Below are 17,084 nucleotides of genomic sequence, written 5' to 3' on the forward strand. Positions count from 1 at the left end.
GGTGCCGGGCCGCGGCCTCAGGCCGCGGCCGTTGCCAGCTCGGGCGCACCCGACGAATGCGACGGCATCACCGCATCGGAATAATCGCTCTCGAATTTCTTGATGAGTTGGCGGTCGTCATGGTTCCAAGGGTGAAAGCCCGGCATGAAATAGGCCAGCCAGGGCAGAAAGCTTTTGCGCAGGATGCCCGGATAGCCGAGCATGAACCACCAGATGCGCGCGCTGACGCGCCAGCCGGTCAGCCCGTCCTGCTGCAAGAGCGCCTTCATGCCCCGGATGCGCTTGGGCCAGAAGCGCGCGGTGATCGCGACCATCATCAGCGACTTCGCCTTCCAGCGCCGCCAGCGGCTCCAGTCGCGCGTCGCGTGGAGCCAGGTGTCGTAAGCGACGCCCTTATGCTCGATTTCCTCGATCGCGTGCCATTTCCACAGCGCCGCCCATTCGGGCTCGGCGCCGTCGTACATCGCGGAATCCTTGAGCATGATCGCCGCCATCATCGCGGTATAATGTTCGAGCGCGATCGTCGCCATCAGGTTGACGATGGGCGGGCGCGTCTTGATGAGTTCCATCACATTGTCGACATCGGCCTCTAGCTCCGACAGGTCGTAGCCCGCCTCCGCCGCCTTGCGATTGAAGACGACATGTTCGCGGCTGTGAATGACTTCCTGCTGGGTGAAGGCGCGGATTTCGCGCGCCAGCTTTTCGGGCACGCCGTCGCGGTGCGCCTTCACCGCCTCGATGAACATCGCCTCGCCTTTCGGAAAGGTGACCGACAAAGCGGTATGAAAAACCGAGGCGATCGGGTCGCCGTTCATCCACCAGCGCCCCTGCCGGTCGTCGCGGCCGAAGCGGCGATCGCGCGGGGTGATCGACAAATCCTGCGGCGTCGGCGTGCGGGAAAGGCTGGACATATGGTTCTCACCGTCGAAAAGGGGGCTCAGGGCGTGGGGACGCCCGACGGGGCAAGAAATAGGAATTACTTACAGTGGTGTCAATAGTAAAGAAACGGCTCAGCCCGGAGGAAAGCCGGTCGGTGGCGCTCGAGGCCGCGCGGCTGATCCTGATCGAGATGGGGCCGCAGGCGGTGACGTTGAAAGCCGTGGCATCGCGCATCGACCGCACTCACGCCAATCTGCTCCACCATTTCGGCAGCGCCGCCGGTCTGCAAAAGGCGCTCGCCGCCTATCTCGCCGAAACGGTGTGCGGCACGATTGCTGCGAAGATGACGTCGTCGCCGCCGGGCGAACGCAATGTGCGCGAGATCGTCGACCTTGCCTTCGACGCCTTCGACAGCGGCGGCGCCGGGGCGCTCGCCACCTGGATGGCGGCGACGGGCAATGAGGACGCGCTCGACCCGATCCTCGATGCCATCCACCGCCTGATCGACGGAACGGCGCCCGACGCGCACGAAAAGCGGCTGATGCACGAAGACACGTTGGCGCTCGTGCTGATGGCGATGGGCGATGCCCAGCTTGGCGGCCCGATGGCCGAAGCGCTGGGCCTGCCCCGCGATACCGCGCGCACGCTCGCGACCGAACTCATCACCGGCCGCATCGCCGCCTTCTGGACCGAACAGGGCGGCAAGCCCCCGCAATAGCGGGGCGCGCCGGCACGCGATATTTGCCCCCTTGAATCCCTTACGCCACGCGCCGATGTAAGGCGCCGAGGGGCAGCCCGCCGGTTCGCGGCGGGCATCCCGGATACTGAAGGACGAAATTTCCATGATCGACCCGCTCGCCGCCCTTGTTCCCGTCGTCGTCGAACAGACGAGCCGCGGCGAACGCAGCTTTGACATCTTCTCGCGCCTGCTGCGCGAACGGATCGTCTTCGTGACGGGCGAGGTCGAGGACAATATGGCGTCGCTGATCGTCGCGCAGCTTCTGTTCCTCGAATCGGAAAATCCGAAGAAGGACATCTATATGTACATCAACTCGCCGGGCGGCGTCGTCACGGCGGGCATGGCGATCCACGACACGATGCAATATATCCGCCCCCGCGTCGGCACCGTGTGCATCGGCCAGGCGGCGTCGATGGGCAGCTTCCTGCTCGCCGCCGGCGAACCCGGCATGCGCGTCGCGCTGTCGAACGCCCGCATCATGGTCCACCAGCCCTCGGGCGGCGCGCGCGGCATGGCGTCGGACATCGAAATCCAGGCCAAGGAAATCCTGCGTATCCGCAAGCGGATGAACGACCTCTATGCGCAATATACGGGCAAGCCCTTGAAAGACATCGAAAAGGCGATGGATCGCGACACTTTCCTCGAAGCCGAGGAAGCGCGCGCATTCGGGATCGTCGATCATGTCTACGACCGCCGCCCCGCGCTCCCCGGCGACGAGGCGCCCAAGGAAATCAGCGAAGGTCCGACGCCCTGACGCCGGCCAGCCCGCTTTCGGTAACCGCGTTTGTTGACGCCCCCGTTCGCGGGCCGTCGTCAGGTTGGACATGTCCCAATGTCACCTAATTGCCATATTGTAATTGGGTGATCGCGGGCTAGGATGAAGGACGGCAGCGCCCTTTTGCGGCTGCCAGAGGAAGATTTATGACGAAATTGAGCGGCTCGGACAGCAAGAGCACTCTTTACTGCTCCTTCTGCGGCAAGTCGCAGCATGAAGTCCGCAAGCTGATTGCCGGCCCCACCGTGTTCATCTGCGATGAATGCGTCGAACTGTGCAACGACATCATCCGCGAGGAAATCAAGGGCGGGGTCGCCGCGCGCAAGGATGGCGCGGTGCCGACGCCGCTCGAAATCTGCCAGCACCTCGACAATTATGTGATCGGCCAGAACACCGCCAAGCGCGTGCTGTCGGTCGCGGTCCACAACCATTACAAGCGCCTCGCCAATTCGGGCCGCGGCGATGATGTCGAACTGGCGAAGTCGAACATCCTGCTCGTCGGCCCGACGGGCAGCGGCAAGACGCTGCTCGCACAGACGCTGGCACGCTTCCTCGACGTGCCTTTCACCATGGCCGATGCAACGACCCTCACCGAAGCCGGCTATGTCGGCGAAGATGTCGAGAATATCATCCTGAAGCTGCTGCAGGCCAGCGACTATAATGTCGAAAAGGCGCAGCGCGGCATCGTCTATATCGACGAAATCGACAAGATCAGCCGCAAGGCCGAGAATCCCTCGATCACGCGCGACGTGTCGGGCGAAGGCGTGCAGCAGGCGCTGCTCAAGCTGATGGAAGGCACCACCGCGAGCGTGCCGCCGCAGGGCGGGCGCAAGCATCCGCAGCAGGAATTCCTGCAGGTCGACACGACCAATATCCTGTTCATCGCGGGCGGCGCCTTTGCCGGCCTCGAAAAGATCATCGGCGACCGCCTGCAGGGCAAGTCGATCGGTTTCGGCGCGCATGTCGCCGGCCCCGACGAACGCCGCGCGGGCGAGGTGCTCAAGAATATCGAGCCTGAAGATCTCCTCAAGTTCGGCCTGATTCCCGAATTCGTCGGCCGCCTGCCGGTGATCGCGACGCTCGAGGATCTCGACATCGACGCGCTGGTCAAGATTTTGGGCGAGCCCAAGAATGCGCTGATCAAGCAGTATAAGAAGCTGTTCGATCTCGAAGAAGTCGCGCTGACCTTCACCGACGACGCGCTAGTCGCGGTCGCCAAAAAGGCGATCGAACGCAAGACCGGCGCGCGCGGGCTGCGCTCGATCGTCGAGGCGATCCTGCTCGATACCATGTTCGACCTGCCCGACCTCACCGACGTGATCGAAATCGTCGTCGACAAGGACGTCGTCGAAGGCCGCAAGGCGCCGGTGCGCGTCTACGCCGACAAGGCGAAGGAAGCAGGCGACGCCGCCTGAGTCGAGTCGCGGCGCGCACCCGCGCCGCGGTTTCGCCCCTGCCAATGTTGCATTGCAGCAACAGTTGCACGAAAAAACGCAGCGCTGCCTTTCGATAATTCTGCCGCAGCGACGGAAATTCGCGCTTTTTTGACCTTTTCCCGCGCCTGGGCGCCGGCGCGGCTTGCACTGTCACATTTGCTGTCACAATCGTGCCACATGCGGGCTTCAGGGGCGCTCGCAGGTCAAGCGCGCCCCAAGCCGCGCGCCTGCCGAATGCCACAATCAAGGGGACAACCTGTCATGAATTTCCGCAACACGCTCGCCGCTGGCGCCGCGCTGCTTCCGCTTGCGCTGCTTTCCACGCCGGCCTTTGCCCAGTCGACGGGCTCGGTCGATTTCGACAACGAAATCGTCGTCACCGGCACCTCGGCGCAGGACGTCGCCGGCATCCAGTCGCCCGATACGTCGAAGGCGAAGTCGGTTCTGGGTCAGGAAGTGATCGCGCGTCAGAACCCCGGTCAGACCATTCTCGACACCATCAACCTGGTCCCGGGCGTCGTCTTCACCAACAATGACGCTTATGGTTCGTCAGGCGGTCAGCTGACCATCCGCGGCTTTTCGGCCGACCGCATCAGCCTGACCTTCGACGGCGTTCCGCTGAACGACTCGGGCAACTATGCCATCTATTCGAACCAGCAGCTCGATCCCGAACTGATCGAACAGGTCAACGTCAACCTCGGTTCGACCGACGTCGACAGCCCGACCGCCGCGGCAACCGGCTCGACCGTCAACTACCGCACGATGACCCCAACCGAAGAATTCGGTGTCAAGGTCTCGGGTTCGGCGGGCGAATACAGCTTCTTCCGCGTTTTCGGCCTGATCAACACCGGCGAATTCACGCCGTTCGGCACCCGCGCCTTCATCTCGGCTTCGAGCGCATCGAACGACAATCCGTTCAACAACTATGGCCGCGTTCGCAAGAAGCAGTTCAACGGCCGCATCTGGCAGCCGATCGGCAGCAACGGCGACTTCATCTCGGTGGCCGGTCACTATAACGAGAACCGCAACAACTTCTTCGGTTCGGTTAGCCTGCGTAACGATCGCGCCGTTCCCTCGGGCTTCCCGCAGTCCTCCGACGAGCGCGAATATAACATCAACTATCCGTGCACGATCGACACGCCGCAGGCCGGCGCTCCTGACTCCACCAACGGCTGCGGCACCGAATTCGATCGTCGCTACAACCCGTCGAACACCGGAAACATTCGCGGCGCATCGAAGTTCACCCTGTCGGACGGCCTCACCCTGACCGTCGATCCGAGCTACCAGTATGTGAAGGCGAACGGCGGCGGCACGGTTACCGGCCGCGAAGACCTCCGCAACGTCGGTGGCACAAACATCCCCGGCTTCGTCGGCGGCCGCTATTATTTCGGCGTTGACCTCAACGGCGACGGCGATCTGCTCGATCAGGTCACGCTGCTTGCACCGAGCCAGACCCAGACGCACCGCTATGGCGTGATCGCCAACCTGCGTTGGGATATTTCGGACGGTCAGACCGTTCGTATCGGCTACACCTTCGACCGCGCGCGTCACCGTCAGACGGGTCAGGTCCTGGGGCTCCAGCAGAATGGCGAACCGCTTGACGTCTTCCCGGTCAACAATCCGCTGATCGATTCGACCGGCACCGTCATGCAGAAGCGCGATCGCCTGTCCTACGCGACGCTGAACCAGATTTCGGGCGAATATCGCGGCGAATGGATGGACGGCTCGCTCGTCACCACGCTCGGCATTCGTGCGCCTTTCTTCAAGCGCGACCTGAATAACTACTGCTTCACGACCAGCGACTCCGGCTTCCTCGATTGCTTCGGTCAGAATGCCGCGTCGAACGCGATCTACGCGGCCGCGAACCCGGCAGTTCAGGGTCCGCAGCGCCGCGTGCTCAAGTATGACGACATTCTTCCGAACGTCGGCCTGCTGTTCAAGCCGAGCAACCGCATGTCGATCTTTGCGAACTATTCGAAGGGTCTGCAGGTTCCGGGCACGGACTCGCTTTACAACGCGTTCTTCTTTGCACCGAACACCGCATCGGCGCGTCCGATGCCTGAAAAGTCGGATAACTTCGACCTTGGCGTTCGCTATCGCACCGGTCAGGTTCAGGCGCAGCTTTCGGGCTGGTTCACGAAGTACAGCGATCGTCTGGCTTCGGCTTATGACCCCGTCACCGAACGCAACGTGTACCGCAACCTCGGCCGCGTCGACAAATATGGCATCGATGGCAGCATCGCCTATCAGCCGGTATCGAACCTCGCGCTCTATGTGTTCGGTTCGTACCTGAAGTCGGACATCAAGGACGACGTCCAGTCGGGCGTGGATGGCAATGGCGATCCGGTTTTCGCACCGACCGCCGGCAAGCGCGAATCGGGAGCGCCCGCCTACACCTTCGGTGGCTCGGCGCGCGGCACCCTCGGCCCGGTCGAACTGGGCGTCACGGCGAAGCGCACCGGTGGCCGTTACATCTACGACACCAACCTGCCGGTCACGGCGACGGTCAATGGAACCAGTGTTGAAGTCTATCCGGCCAAGACCAATGCGTATTGGCTGGTCAACCTCGATGCGCGCCTGAGCCTGGAATTCCTGGGTCTGAACGACAAGACCTTCTTCCAGCTCAACGTCTACAACCTGTTCGACAAGCTCTACGTCGGCAGCTACACGACCTCGCTCGCTCAGGGCACGTCGTCGCCGCCGTTCGCCCAGATCGGCGCACCGCGCACGATCAGCGGCACGCTGACCGTCGGCTTCTAAGCCCCCAGCAGTATGCGAAAATCAGGGCGCGGGAGGAAACTCCCGCGCCCTTTTTCGTGCTTGTCAGTAGGACGTGCCGACCTCGTTGGCGATGGATAGTTGAATCGGGATGCTCAGGCGCCGGCGATGCGCCGCGCCGTGTCCTGGACCAAGGCAATCATGTTGGGGACGCCCTGCGTGCGGTTCGACGACAGCTGGCGGGTCAGGTCGAACGGGGCGAGCGCGGCGGCGATGTCCATCGCGGCGACCTCTGCCGCGGGCTTGTCCTGCACCGCGGCGAGTACGAGCGCGACGATCCCCTTGGTGATCGCGGCATTGCTGTCGGCAAGGAAGTGCAACCGGTCGCCGTCATGCGGCAGCGGGTAGACCCAGACGCTCGCCGAGCAGCCGCGGACCAGCGTCGCGTCGGTCTTGAGCGGATCGGGCATCGGCTCCAGTTCGCGACCGAGATCGATCAGCAGGCGATAACGATCGTCGCCGTCGAGGAAGTCATATTCTTCGAAAATGTCGTCGAGGCTGCGCATGGTCGCGGCCGTGGCAGAAAGCGCGTTGGAAGGAAAGCCTCTCTCACGGCGTCATTGCGAGCGTGGCGAAGCCATCCGGAGGAAGCGTGGGCCGCCCTGGGTCGCTTCGCTACGCTCGCAATGACGGAGGCAGGCTGATCAAAGATCGACCCCCGCCGCAATGGCTTCGAGCTTGCGCAGCCGTTCCTTGAGGTCGGCGATCTCGATCCGCGATCCGGCGTTCGGCACCGCAGGGTCCTGGCCGACGCTGTGGCAGATGGCGAGTTCTTCGCGCTTGAGCTGGATCCAGTCGCGCCAGCCGCGCAGCGCGGCGAGGCTGACGATGCCGAGAGCGGACAGCGCCACTGCGGCGGTGACAAGATTGGTTGCGAGGTCAGAAGTGATGGCGGCCATGACAGGGCTCCTTCTTCGTCACATCAGGGGTGCGAACGATCGCGCAGCTTCTCGATTTCCTCGTCGAGGCTGACGGCGCGATTATTGTCGGTGGCGATCCGTTCGAGCACCTGGATGCGCTCTTTCAATTGACGGATTTCGGCTTGCAGCGCCTTGGTCTCGGCATCCTGATTCGCGTTGCCGACGAAATACTCGTTGCCGCGGCGGTCGCGGTGGACGCCATATTTCGCCCGGACAATGCTGCCGATCGTCACGATCAGCACGATGCCGATGACCATTTCAAAGGGGTTCATGGGGAGCGATCCTTTCGGTCTTGTCTTGTCTTGTCAGTTCAGCGGGGCTTCGCGCAGCTTCTCGATCTCGTCGGCGACGTCGATTCCCTTGTCGGTAACGATGCGTTCGAGGACGCGGACGCGCGCTTCCAGCCGCTCGGTCTGCGCCGCATATTGCGCGGCCTTTTCGGCGGTGAGTTCGGACTGCTTCTCGATCATCTTCTGCTGGTGCTTGGACCAGATGGCGAAGCCGCCGAGGAGAAAGGGGGCAAGCGGGATCAGGATCCAGATGGTATCGCTCATGACGGCTGCTCCTTCCTCAGTTCGCCGGACGCCGCAGCGCCTCGATCTCGCGCTCCAGCCGGTGGCCTTCGTCGGTGACGATGCGTTCGACCACCGCCAGGCGATCCTTGACCGATCCGAGTTCGGCGCGAAGCTGGGCATTTTCCTGGCTGATCAGCTTGACGCGTTCCATCGCCTCGTCGCTGGTCTTGGGATAGATCGCCTTGCCCCAGCTGTTTTCGAGGGGATAGCCGTGCTTGATGCGCAGCCAGGTGGTGAAAATCCAGCCGCCGATTGCCGCGAGGCCGATGATCGCCGCGACCGGCGCGATTGCTTCCTTCAGGATGATGAAGTCCATGGTTATTCCCCTCAGCGCAGGCTGTCTATCTGACTGGCGAGCTGCGCCGCCTGTCCGTTGGTGTCGGTCGCAATGCGTTCGAGAACCGAGATGCGTTCCTCCAGCCGGACGATCTTGCCGGCGAGCTTGGCATTGTCGCTTTCGAGCAGTGCGATTTTTCGATCAGCGTCGGCGTCGGTTCGATGAACCGTGCCGCCCCATTCATTTTCAACCGGATAGCCGTGTTTGGCGCGGATCCAGGTGGTGAACATCCAGCCGGCCATCGAGATGCCGATGATGGCGAGGACGAAAGCGGGACCACCGAAATTCATGTTTCAACTCCCTGTTGCCATGGTTCCGGGCGTCGCCGGGATCAGCGCAGTGCGTCGATCTCGTCGGCGAGGCGGCGGTTGTGGCTCGTGTAGTAAAGTTCGATGTCGGCAAGCCGGCGATCGATGTCGCGGAAGCGCGAGCGGATGTCGCGGGTGGAGGCGCTGGGGTTCGAGCGCACGCCCTGCCAGAATTTCGCCTCTTCCTGCGAGCCATAGAGCGCGAAGGGCTTCGGCTGCGCCATCCAGGCAACGAGCCAATAGGCGATCAGCGTCCAGGGGAAGCCCCCCATTAGCGTCAGCAGCACCGCGCCGACGCGGACCCACAGGGCGTCGATCCCGCTATAGTCGGCGATGCCCGCACAGACGCCGCTCCATTTGGCGTTCTGTTTGTCGAGATAGAATTTCGTGCGGCTAGCGGACATCTCAGTTCCTCCTGCTGATGTTTTCAAGCTGCGCCAGATCTTCATCGCTGCGAACCGCGGGGCGGAAATCGGGATGGTCGGCGCTGATGATCCGTTCGACGGTATGCAGGCGGGCTTCGAGACGGCGCGCCGTGTCATACATTTCGTCGAGCAGCTGTTCATCCTCTCCGGTCAATGTCTTGGCCTGCTTCCACTTGGTTATGTAGTGGAGGATCAGCCAGGGCAGACCGAGGAAGAGCGTGCCGATGACGATCGGGACAATGATCACTTCTTCCATCGGTCCGGCTCCTTAGTTCTTGCCCTGCGCGGCTTTCAGCGCGGCGAGTTCGTCGGCAACCTTGTCGGCCGCCTGCAGCTCGGCGATTTCTTCGTCGAGCGACTTCTTGTAGCCGAGGCCCAGCGCGTCGGCACGGCCTTCGGCTTCGTCGACGCGGCGTTCGAGCGTTTCGAAGCGCGAGAAGGCGTCCTGGACGCGGTCGCCATTGGTCATTTCGCGCAGGCGATAGCGGTTTTCGGCGCTTTCGAGGCGATTGACGACGCTCGACTGACGCGCGCGCGCTTCGCTGAGCTTCTTCTGCAACTTGGTGATGTCGGCTTCATAGCCCTTGAGCGCATCGTCGAGCACGGCGATTTCGGCCTTCAGCTTTTCGGCCATGTCGCCGGCCTTCTGCTTTTCGACCAGCGCGGCGGTGGCCAGGTCTTCGCGATCTTTCGACAGCGCCAGTTCGGCCTTTTCCTTCCAGCTGTCCTGAAGGCTTTCCAGCTTCGCGATGTGGCGACGCATTTCCTTCTGGTCGGCGATGGTGCGGGCGGCCGAGGCGCGGACTTCGACGAGGGTTTCGTTCATCTCAAAGATGATCTGGCGGATCATCTTTTCGGGATCTTCGGCCCGGTCAAGCAGATCGGTGACGTTGGCGGCGATGATGTCGCGGGTTCGTGAAAAAATACCCATGGTCTATGCTCCTGTCGAAATTCGTCGAAAATGGCTGGTGCCGGGGCGGGGCAAGGGGGGAGAGTGCCCCGGCACCAGTTTTCGGTCAGGCCACGAGGCTGACCGCCGGGGTTGCAGCAGCGACGTCGTAAACGACCTGCGGATGGTCGATCACCCCGACAAGGATGGCCAGCGCACCGACCGCGCTGAGCGCGAAAGTGGCAGTCTGGGCAAACAGCGTCTTCATGATCGTTCCTTCCTGTTTTTCGCTGCACCGGAGCTTTCTGCGCCGGTTCGCAAATATCGATGCATGAGGCGTGCCAATTGCCGAAAGCGGCGGAAAGGCGCCCAAATTCACACGGAATCACCCCGTCCGAACAAAATGACTTGCCAATCAGCGGGAAATTTTGCCAATGATTGGGAATGGAGCGCGAAACGCAGTTCATCGGCCAGTCGGTCGCCTTTCAGGATGCGGTCGAACGCGCGAGCCAGGCGGCGACGCTTGACCGTCCGGTGCTGGTGATCGGCGAGCGCGGCACCGGCAAGGAACTGATCGCCGAACGCCTGCACCGCCTGTCGGCGCGCTGGGACCGGCCCTATGTGATCATGAATTGCGCCGCGATGCCCGAGACGCTGATCGAAAGCGAATTGTTCGGGCATGAGGCGGGGGCCTTTACCGGCGCGACCAAGACGCGCGCGGGGCGCTTCGAGGAGGCCGACGGCGGCACCTTGTTCCTCGACGAGCTCGCGACAATGTCGATGGGCGCGCAGGAGCGGCTGCTCCGCGCGGTCGAATATGGCGAGGTGACGCGCGTCGGTTCGTCGCGGCCGATCCGCGTCGACGTCCGCATCGTCGCCGCGACCAACGAGCATCTGCCCGCGCTGGTCGATGAAAACCGCTTTCGCGCCGACCTGCTCGACCGGCTGTCTTTCGAGGTCATCACCCTGCCCCCGTTGCGCGCGCGCGAAGGCGATATCGAGGTGCTCGCCACCTATTTCGGACAGCGCATGGCCGCGGTGCTCGGCTGGGACGAATGGCCGGGCTTCGGCCCGCGCGCGCTCGCGGCGATGGAGGGCCACGACTGGCCGGGCAATGTCCGCGAACTCCGCAACGTCATCGAGCGCGCCATCTATCGCTGGGCCGACCCGACGCGTCCGGTCGACACGCTGAGCTTCGACCCCTTCGCCAGCCCGTGGCAGCCCGCAGTGCGCAACACGCAGGCGAAAGCCGACGCGGCGCCCCCTGCCCCCTCCGCGCCCGGTGACGATAGCGCAATGGCAACCCCGGCCCCGCCCACCGGCGGCGCCGTCAGCGATCTGCGCGCGGCGGTCGATGCCTATGAACGGCAAATCCTGTCGGACACGATGGCGCGCTGCCGGTTCAACCAGAAGGTCGCCGCCGAAGCGCTGGGTCTGAGCTATGACCAGATCCGCCACGCGCTGAAAAAGCACGGGCTCAACAACTGAGCTATTGCCCAGGCAGCCGCCGCTCGAGCGCGGCCAGGACATCGTCCTGCGCCGCCAGCATCGCCGCGAGCTTGTCGCGCAGCGCATAGATTTCGGGCAGGCCGTCGACCGATTCGGCGATGCTGCGTTCAAGATAGAGGCGGTCGATGTCCGCTAGCGCGTCGGTCAACGGCGCGCGCGCCGCCTGAAGGCGCGAGATCGCCTGTTGCGCCACGACCCAGCTTTCGCTGGAAATCGCCGCGCCGCCCGCTGCGGTGACGGCCGCCTCGGTCGGCGCCCGTTCGCGCGCGAAGGCCTGCTGCGCGCCCGCCGCGTCCGATTCCCACCGCGCCAGCCGCCCGGTCAGATCGGTCGGCAGCGGCCCCGGCGGCGGCACGACGACAGACGGCGGCGCGACGTCGAAACGTCCCTCGACCGGACGTTTCGCCAGCGAAGGATAGTCGCCGCCCTGTGCAGCGGCGCAGGCCGACAGCGGGATTGCGGCCATCAGCGGCAGGATTGCAAGGATTGGCTTCATCGCCGCCCCTGATATGGGCGCAGACGCATCGCAGCAAGCCGAATCGGAGGAGCGGCGCCGCGCGCCCCGAACCGCCCCTTTCGCGATGAAAAGCGCGGAAATATGCGGTTGACAGCATCGCCGTTCGCCGCTAGTGGCGCTGACTTTCCCGCATGCCGGAAAAATCGGTCGCTTCGGCGGCTGACCGGGAGCGCGGGTGTTTTAGTTTCTGATTGGATGGAAGACCATGTTCGCAATCGTGCGCACGGGCGGCAAGCAGTATCGCGTCGCCGCTGGAGACAAGATCGCCGTCGAGAAGATCGAAGGCGCGGCCGGTGACACCGTGTCGCTGGGTGACGTTCTGCTGGCCGGTGACGGCGGCGATGTGAAGGATGCGAAGGGTCTGACCGTTTCGGCCGAGATCATCGCCCAGACCCGCGGCGAAAAGGTCATCGTCTTCAAGAAGCGCCGCCGGCACAATTATCGCCGCCGCAACGGCCATCGTCAGTCGCTGACGCTGCTGCGCATCACCGCGATCGGCGAAGCCAAGAAGGCCGCTCCCAAGAAGGAAGCGGCGCCGAAGGCCGAAGAAGCCGCCGCTGCGCCCGCGCCCGAAAAGAAGGCTGCTGCACCGAAGAAGGCCGCTGCGCCCAAGGCCGAAGCTGCCGCCGAAAAGAAGCCCGCTGCCAAGAAGGCGGCCCCCAAGAAGGACGCCTGAGCGCGATCACGCGGCTCGGCTGAAGAACGAAACAAGGAGTTTAGGTCATGGCACATAAGAAAGCAGGCGGTTCGTCGCGCAACGGTCGCGACTCGCAGGCCAAGCGCCTTGGCGTGAAGAAGTTCGGCGGTCAGGAAGTGATCGGCGGCAACATCATCGTGCGCCAGCGCGGCACCAAGGTGTACCCGGGCGTCAACGTCGGCATCGGCAAGGACCACACGCTGTTCGCGACCGCGGACGGCCGCGTCCGATTCCACGATGGCAAGCTTGGCCGCAAATATGTGTCGGTCGACGCCATGGCGGAAGCCGCCGAATAAGGACGATCTTCCAGGGTCGTCCACCAAGGGACGACCCGGAACGGTCCTTTCCGCCCAGGCGGGAACAAAGTTCGAAAAGAGGGAGACGGGTCGCCCCCGGTCTCCCTTTTTTCTTGCCCGGGATCCGGACCAACCCGGTCCCTTTGAATTTCCGGCGCGAAAACAGGGCCATCCATCTCCCTCGCATATCGACTGTCGTCAAAGCGTCACCATCTGGCGCCACGGCGACAGGCAAATGGGAGTGACGAAAATGTTTGCGCGTACTGAAAGACTGTTGCTGCGGCCCGGCTGGCTCGAAGATGCCCCCGCACTCGCCCGTGCAATCGGCGAGGAAGCGGTGGTGCGCAACCTGGCGCGGGCGCCCTGGCCCTATGGCATGGACGAGGCGCAGGACTTCCTCGGCCGTCCGGTCGATCCGGCGCAGCCGAGCTTCCTGATTTTCGCGCGCACCGGCGGCGCCCCGCGCCTCGTCGGCGGCTGCGGCATCGCGCCGAGCCCCGAAGGTCCGCTCGAAATGGGCTATTGGATCGCCCGCCCCTATTGGGGCCTTGGCTTTGCGACCGAAGCGGGTCGCCAGCTCGTCCGGATCGCGCGCGCGATGCAATTGCCGAAGCTGACCGCGGGGCATTTCCTCGACAACCCGGCCTCGGGCGCGGTGCTTCGCAAGCTGGGCTTCCGTCCCACGGGGCAGATCGCACAGCGCTACAGCGTCGCGCGCGGCCGCGACGTTGCGTGTGCGCTGTTCGAAGAGGGCGAGGGTGACGGCAGCGATGTCGTCACCCCGATGCGCGGCCGTATCGACAGCGACGCCGATTTTCGCGAACAGTTCCGGCTGATCGCTGCCTGACGCCGCGCGGCGCGGCACCTATGCCGCCGCCCCGCCGTCCGCGAAGGGCAGGATCGCGCGATAGGCCTCTACCCCCGGCGCGCCGGCGATCGTCGCGCCTTGGGTAAGCAGCCAGTAATGGCGCACGATCTCTGCCTGCTGTTCGAGCCCGTAGCGTGCAAGCGGCCAGCCCGGCTTGACGCTGTAACCATAGCTCGCGAAGGGATGGCGCATCAGCACCAGATACCAGCGCCCGCGCGTCTGCGCCTGCCACACATGCGTCATTTCGTGGACGAACAGGCCCTTCAGCGACCGCGACGCGGCGGCGAAATCGTCGCAGTATAAATCGCCGTGCGGGTGGAAATGCAGCGACCCCATCGGCGCCATCACGACGCGGCGCGGCTGGAAGAATATCCATTTGCGATGGCATATGCGCACCCGGTCATAGGCGATCGCATCGCCGAAGACCGACCGGGCCAGCGCAATTTCGCCCGCCGTCAGGGGCCGCGACGGCCTTGCCACGAGTACTTACTTCTTCGCCGCGTCCGTGTTGGCCGCGCCATGGTCCATCGAGCCATGCTCCATCCCGGCCATCGCACCCGTCGGCGCGTCGCCGCTGCCGTCGGCGCTCGCGCCCGGCGCCGGCTTGATCGGCAGGTCGAAGAGGATGCGGTCATTGTTATAATTGGTGAAGACGAACTGCATCGGCAGCTTGCCGGCGCGCACCGCGGCGCCGTTGATGTGCCAGATCATCAGATGCTTGCCGCCGGGCTTGAATTCCAGCTCGCCCTTCGCGGGGACGGTCGCCGTGGTCAGCGGCTTCATCGTCACCACGCCATTTTCCTTGACGCTTTCGTGCATTTCGACGCGCTGCGCGAGGTCGGCGGTCACCGCGACCAGTTCGACATCCTGCGGACCGCCCTTGATCGTGAAGTAGCCCGCGGCGGGGCTGTCGGGGGTCGCGCCCATCTGAATATAGCCGGCGACCACCGCGAGCTGCGGGTCGCTGCCGATTTTACCGTTGCAGCCGGTGAGGGCGAGGGCGCTGGCTGCAAGGGCGGCGATGGCGAAAGGCTTCATGATGCGGGACTCCCGAAATGCGTCGATTTTCGATCCACAGTAAGCGGTCAAAACCCTTGTGCCAAGGATTAGCGCACCTATATCGCGCCCATCAAACCCGCAAGGGAACCCATGTGCGGCGCGCCTCTTTAGGGCGCCGGAAAATGATAAGGACGTTGAGACTATGGCCAAAGTGATCGGGATCGACCTCGGCACCACGAACAGCTGTGTCGCGGTGATGGAAGGCGGCAAGCCCAAGGTTATCGAAAATGTGGAAGGCACGCGGACGACCCCGTCGATCGTCGCCTTCGCCAAGGATGGCGAGCGCCTGATCGGCCAGCCGGCAAAGCGCCAGGCCGTCACCAATCCCGAAAACACCATTTTTGCGGTGAAGCGCCTGATCGGCCGCCGCTTTGACGACCCCATGACCAAGAAGGACATGGAACTCGTCCCCTACACCATCGTCAAGGGCGCCAACGGCGACGCATGGGTCAAGGCGGGCGGCGAAGATTATTCGCCGTCGCAGATCAGCGCTTTCATCCTTCAGAAGATGAAGGAAACCGCCGAAGCCTATCTGGGCGAAAAGGTCGAGCAGGCGGTGATCACCGTTCCGGCTTACTTCAACGACGCGCAGCGCCAGGCGACCAAGGACGCCGGCAAGATCGCCGGCCTTGAAGTGCTGCGCATCATCAACGAGCCGACCGCGGCCGCGCTCGCCTATGGTCTCGACAAGAGCGAGAACAAGACCATTGCGGTCTATGACCTTGGCGGCGGCACCTTCGACATCTCGGTGCTCGAAGTGGGCGACGGCGTGTTCGAGGTGAAGTCGACCAACGGCGACACCTTCCTGGGCGGCGAGGATTTCGACAGCAAGATCGTCGAATATCTGGCCGACGGCTTCAAGAAGGACGAAGGCATCGACCTGCGCGGCGACAAGCTGGCGCTTCAGCGGCTGAAGGAAGCCGCCGAAAAGGCGAAGATCGAACTGTCATCGGCCGCGACGACCGAGGTCAACCTGCCCTTCATCACCGCCGACGCCAACGGGCCGAAGCACCTCGTCAAGACGATCACCCGCTCCGATCTGGAAAAGCTGGTCGAAGAGCTGATCAAGCGGACCCTCGAACCGTGCAAGAAGGCGATCAAGGACGCAGGCGTTTCGGCTAGCCAGATCGACGAAGTCGTGCTGGTCGGCGGCATGACCCGCATGCCGCGCGTGCGCGAAGTCGTGAAGGATTTCTTCGGCAAGGAACCGCACACCGGCGTCAACCCCGATGAAGTCGTCGCGATCGGCGCGGCGATCCAGGCGGGCGTGCTGCAGGGCGACGTCAAGGACGTGCTGCTGCTCGACGTGACCCCGCTGAGCCTCGGCATCGAGACGCTGGGCGGCGTGTTCACGCGCATGATCGACCGCAACACGACGATCCCGACTAAAAAGAGCCAGGTCTATTCGACCGCCGACGACAATCAGTCGGCGGTGACGATCCGCGTGTTCCAAGGCGAGCGCGAAATGGCCGCCGACAACAAGATGCTCGGCCAGTTCGATCTGGTCGGCATCCCGCCGGCGCCGCGCGGCGTGCCGCAGATCGAGGTGACCTTCGACATCGACGCCAACGGTATCGTCAACGTCAGCGCGAAGGACAAGGGCACCGGCAAGGAACAGCAGATCAAGATCCAGGCTTCGGGCGGACTTTCGGATGCTGACATCGACCAGATGGTCAAGGACGCCGAACAGTTCGCCGAAGAGGACAAGAAGCGCCGTGAGGCAGCCGAGGCGAAGAACAACGCCGAAAGTCTGATCCACACGACCGAGCGCCAGATCGCCGAGCATGGCGACAAGATCGACGCCGGGCTGAAGTCGGAAATCGAAGCGGCGATCGCCGAAGCCAAGACGGCCGTCGAAGGCGGGGACAGCGCTGCGATGACCGAAAAGGCGCAGGCGCTGGCGCAGGTCGCGATGAAGCTGGGCCAGGCGATCTACGAAAAGGAACAGCAGGCCGCGGCATCGCCCGCCGCCGATGCTGACGAGAAGAAGGCCGACGACGATGTCGTCGATGCCGAATTCTCCGAAGTCGAAGACGACAAGAAGTAAGCATGAAACTCTCCCCGTCGCGCTTCCCGG

The 17,084-nt window shown here is 63.7% G+C and carries 23 protein-coding genes; 9 read left to right on the top strand and 14 right to left on the bottom strand.

Annotated elements, in window-relative coordinates; all coding sequences use genetic code 11:
* Nucleotides 1-17 precede the first annotated feature (17 nt).
* The gene (locus tag AOA14_RS02950) at nucleotides 18-911 is read right to left on the bottom strand and encodes a metal-dependent hydrolase (RefSeq protein ID WP_062900697.1); all 894 of its coding nucleotides are present in this window, start codon (nucleotides 909-911) and stop codon (nucleotides 18-20) included.
* A 77-nt stretch (nucleotides 912-988) separates the two neighbouring features.
* On the opposite strand from AOA14_RS02950, the gene AOA14_RS02955 reads away from it, so the two are divergent.
* The 4 genes from AOA14_RS02955 to AOA14_RS02970 all read left to right on the top strand — a co-directional run bounded on the left by AOA14_RS02955 (nucleotide 989) and on the right by AOA14_RS02970 (nucleotide 6,589).
* Nucleotides 989-1,597 carry a TetR/AcrR family transcriptional regulator gene (locus tag AOA14_RS02955; protein ID WP_062902978.1) on the top strand — a complete coding sequence of 203 codons (609 nt, stop codon included), beginning with the start codon at nucleotides 989-991 and terminating at the stop codon, nucleotides 1,595-1,597.
* 124 nt (nucleotides 1,598-1,721) lie between these two features.
* On the top strand, nucleotides 1,722-2,372 hold the full coding sequence (locus AOA14_RS02960) for an ATP-dependent Clp protease proteolytic subunit (RefSeq protein ID WP_003040638.1): 651 nt from the start codon (nucleotides 1,722-1,724) through the stop codon (nucleotides 2,370-2,372).
* Nucleotides 2,373-2,539: 167 nt separating this feature from the next.
* Nucleotides 2,540-3,808, top strand: coding sequence for an ATP-dependent Clp protease ATP-binding subunit ClpX (gene clpX, locus AOA14_RS02965; RefSeq protein ID WP_003040640.1), 1,269 nt, complete (start codon nucleotides 2,540-2,542; stop codon nucleotides 3,806-3,808).
* Nucleotides 3,809-4,090: 282 nt separating this feature from the next.
* On the top strand, nucleotides 4,091-6,589 hold the full coding sequence (locus AOA14_RS02970) for a TonB-dependent receptor (RefSeq protein ID WP_062900698.1): 2,499 nt from the start codon (nucleotides 4,091-4,093) through the stop codon (nucleotides 6,587-6,589).
* Nucleotides 6,590-6,702: 113 nt separating this feature from the next.
* Here the strand turns inward: AOA14_RS02970 and AOA14_RS02975 are convergent, their stop codons facing one another.
* The 10 genes from AOA14_RS02975 to AOA14_RS19585 all read right to left on the bottom strand — a co-directional run bounded on the left by AOA14_RS02975 (nucleotide 6,703) and on the right by AOA14_RS19585 (nucleotide 10,329).
* Nucleotides 6,703-7,113 carry a SufE family protein gene (locus AOA14_RS02975; RefSeq protein ID WP_062900699.1) on the bottom strand — a complete coding sequence of 137 codons (411 nt, stop codon included), beginning with the start codon at nucleotides 7,111-7,113 and terminating at the stop codon, nucleotides 6,703-6,705.
* A gap of 138 nt (nucleotides 7,114-7,251) precedes the next feature.
* Nucleotides 7,252-7,506, bottom strand: a complete 255-nt coding sequence (locus AOA14_RS02980; protein WP_003040645.1) for a hypothetical protein — start codon at nucleotides 7,504-7,506, stop codon at nucleotides 7,252-7,254.
* A gap of 23 nt (nucleotides 7,507-7,529) precedes the next feature.
* Nucleotides 7,530-7,799: a hypothetical protein gene (locus tag AOA14_RS02985; protein ID WP_003040647.1), complete on the bottom strand. Its 270-nt coding sequence runs from the start codon at nucleotides 7,797-7,799 to the stop codon at nucleotides 7,530-7,532.
* A 33-nt stretch (nucleotides 7,800-7,832) separates the two neighbouring features.
* Nucleotides 7,833-8,081, bottom strand: coding sequence for a hypothetical protein (locus AOA14_RS02990; RefSeq protein ID WP_003040649.1), 249 nt, complete (start codon nucleotides 8,079-8,081; stop codon nucleotides 7,833-7,835).
* A gap of 16 nt (nucleotides 8,082-8,097) precedes the next feature.
* Nucleotides 8,098-8,418: a hypothetical protein gene (locus AOA14_RS02995; protein ID WP_003040652.1), complete on the bottom strand. Its 321-nt coding sequence runs from the start codon at nucleotides 8,416-8,418 to the stop codon at nucleotides 8,098-8,100.
* Nucleotides 8,419-8,429: 11 nt separating this feature from the next.
* Nucleotides 8,430-8,729: a hypothetical protein gene (locus AOA14_RS03000; protein ID WP_003040654.1), complete on the bottom strand. Its 300-nt coding sequence runs from the start codon at nucleotides 8,727-8,729 to the stop codon at nucleotides 8,430-8,432.
* A 41-nt stretch (nucleotides 8,730-8,770) separates the two neighbouring features.
* Nucleotides 8,771-9,151 (bottom strand): envelope stress response membrane protein PspC, encoded by a 381-nt coding sequence (gene pspC, locus AOA14_RS03005; protein ID WP_003040655.1) that lies wholly within the window; start codon nucleotides 9,149-9,151, stop codon nucleotides 8,771-8,773.
* Nucleotide 9,152: 1 nt separating this feature from the next.
* Nucleotides 9,153-9,428, bottom strand: a complete 276-nt coding sequence (pspB, locus tag AOA14_RS03010) for an envelope stress response membrane protein PspB (protein ID WP_003040657.1) — start codon at nucleotides 9,426-9,428, stop codon at nucleotides 9,153-9,155.
* A 12-nt stretch (nucleotides 9,429-9,440) separates the two neighbouring features.
* On the bottom strand, nucleotides 9,441-10,103 hold the full coding sequence (gene pspA / locus AOA14_RS03015) for a phage shock protein PspA (protein WP_003040658.1): 663 nt from the start codon (nucleotides 10,101-10,103) through the stop codon (nucleotides 9,441-9,443).
* A gap of 85 nt (nucleotides 10,104-10,188) precedes the next feature.
* The gene (locus tag AOA14_RS19585; protein ID WP_156000919.1) at nucleotides 10,189-10,329 is read right to left on the bottom strand and encodes a hypothetical protein; all 141 of its coding nucleotides are present in this window, start codon (nucleotides 10,327-10,329) and stop codon (nucleotides 10,189-10,191) included.
* A gap of 176 nt (nucleotides 10,330-10,505) precedes the next feature.
* On the opposite strand from AOA14_RS19585, the gene pspF reads away from it, so the two are divergent.
* A complete protein-coding gene (gene pspF / locus AOA14_RS03025; RefSeq protein WP_062900701.1) occupies nucleotides 10,506-11,549 on the top strand; it encodes a phage shock protein operon transcriptional activator in 1,044 nt (347 codons plus the stop codon).
* Nucleotide 11,550: 1 nt separating this feature from the next.
* Here pspF and AOA14_RS03030 read toward each other — a convergent pair whose 3' ends face one another.
* Nucleotides 11,551-12,066 carry a hypothetical protein gene (locus AOA14_RS03030; protein ID WP_062900702.1) on the bottom strand — a complete coding sequence of 172 codons (516 nt, stop codon included), beginning with the start codon at nucleotides 12,064-12,066 and terminating at the stop codon, nucleotides 11,551-11,553.
* 226 nt (nucleotides 12,067-12,292) lie between these two features.
* Between AOA14_RS03030 and rplU the strand changes: the two genes are divergently transcribed.
* The 3 genes from rplU to AOA14_RS03045 all read left to right on the top strand — a co-directional run bounded on the left by rplU (nucleotide 12,293) and on the right by AOA14_RS03045 (nucleotide 13,927).
* Nucleotides 12,293-12,763: a 50S ribosomal protein L21 gene (gene rplU / locus AOA14_RS03035; protein WP_062900703.1), complete on the top strand. Its 471-nt coding sequence runs from the start codon at nucleotides 12,293-12,295 to the stop codon at nucleotides 12,761-12,763.
* 47 nt (nucleotides 12,764-12,810) lie between these two features.
* Nucleotides 12,811-13,080, top strand: coding sequence for a 50S ribosomal protein L27 (gene rpmA, locus AOA14_RS03040; protein WP_003040665.1), 270 nt, complete (start codon nucleotides 12,811-12,813; stop codon nucleotides 13,078-13,080).
* Between the two features lie 250 nt (nucleotides 13,081-13,330).
* A complete protein-coding gene (locus AOA14_RS03045) occupies nucleotides 13,331-13,927 on the top strand; it encodes a GNAT family N-acetyltransferase (RefSeq protein WP_003040668.1) in 597 nt (198 codons plus the stop codon).
* Between the two features lie 18 nt (nucleotides 13,928-13,945).
* Here AOA14_RS03045 and AOA14_RS03050 read toward each other — a convergent pair whose 3' ends face one another.
* Both AOA14_RS03050 and AOA14_RS03055 read right to left on the bottom strand, forming a co-directional pair.
* A complete protein-coding gene (locus tag AOA14_RS03050; protein ID WP_062900704.1) occupies nucleotides 13,946-14,428 on the bottom strand; it encodes a hypothetical protein in 483 nt (160 codons plus the stop codon).
* 6 nt (nucleotides 14,429-14,434) lie between these two features.
* Nucleotides 14,435-14,986, bottom strand: coding sequence for a copper chaperone PCu(A)C (locus AOA14_RS03055; protein WP_062900705.1), 552 nt, complete (start codon nucleotides 14,984-14,986; stop codon nucleotides 14,435-14,437).
* A 163-nt stretch (nucleotides 14,987-15,149) separates the two neighbouring features.
* On the opposite strand from AOA14_RS03055, the gene dnaK reads away from it, so the two are divergent.
* Nucleotides 15,150-17,054: a molecular chaperone DnaK gene (gene dnaK / locus AOA14_RS03060; RefSeq protein WP_062900706.1), complete on the top strand. Its 1,905-nt coding sequence runs from the start codon at nucleotides 15,150-15,152 to the stop codon at nucleotides 17,052-17,054.
* The last annotated feature ends 30 nt before the right edge of the window (nucleotides 17,055-17,084 follow it).

The organism is Sphingopyxis terrae subsp. terrae NBRC 15098 (assembly GCF_001610975.1).
Lineage (GTDB): Bacteria > Pseudomonadota > Alphaproteobacteria > Sphingomonadales > Sphingomonadaceae > Sphingopyxis > Sphingopyxis terrae_A.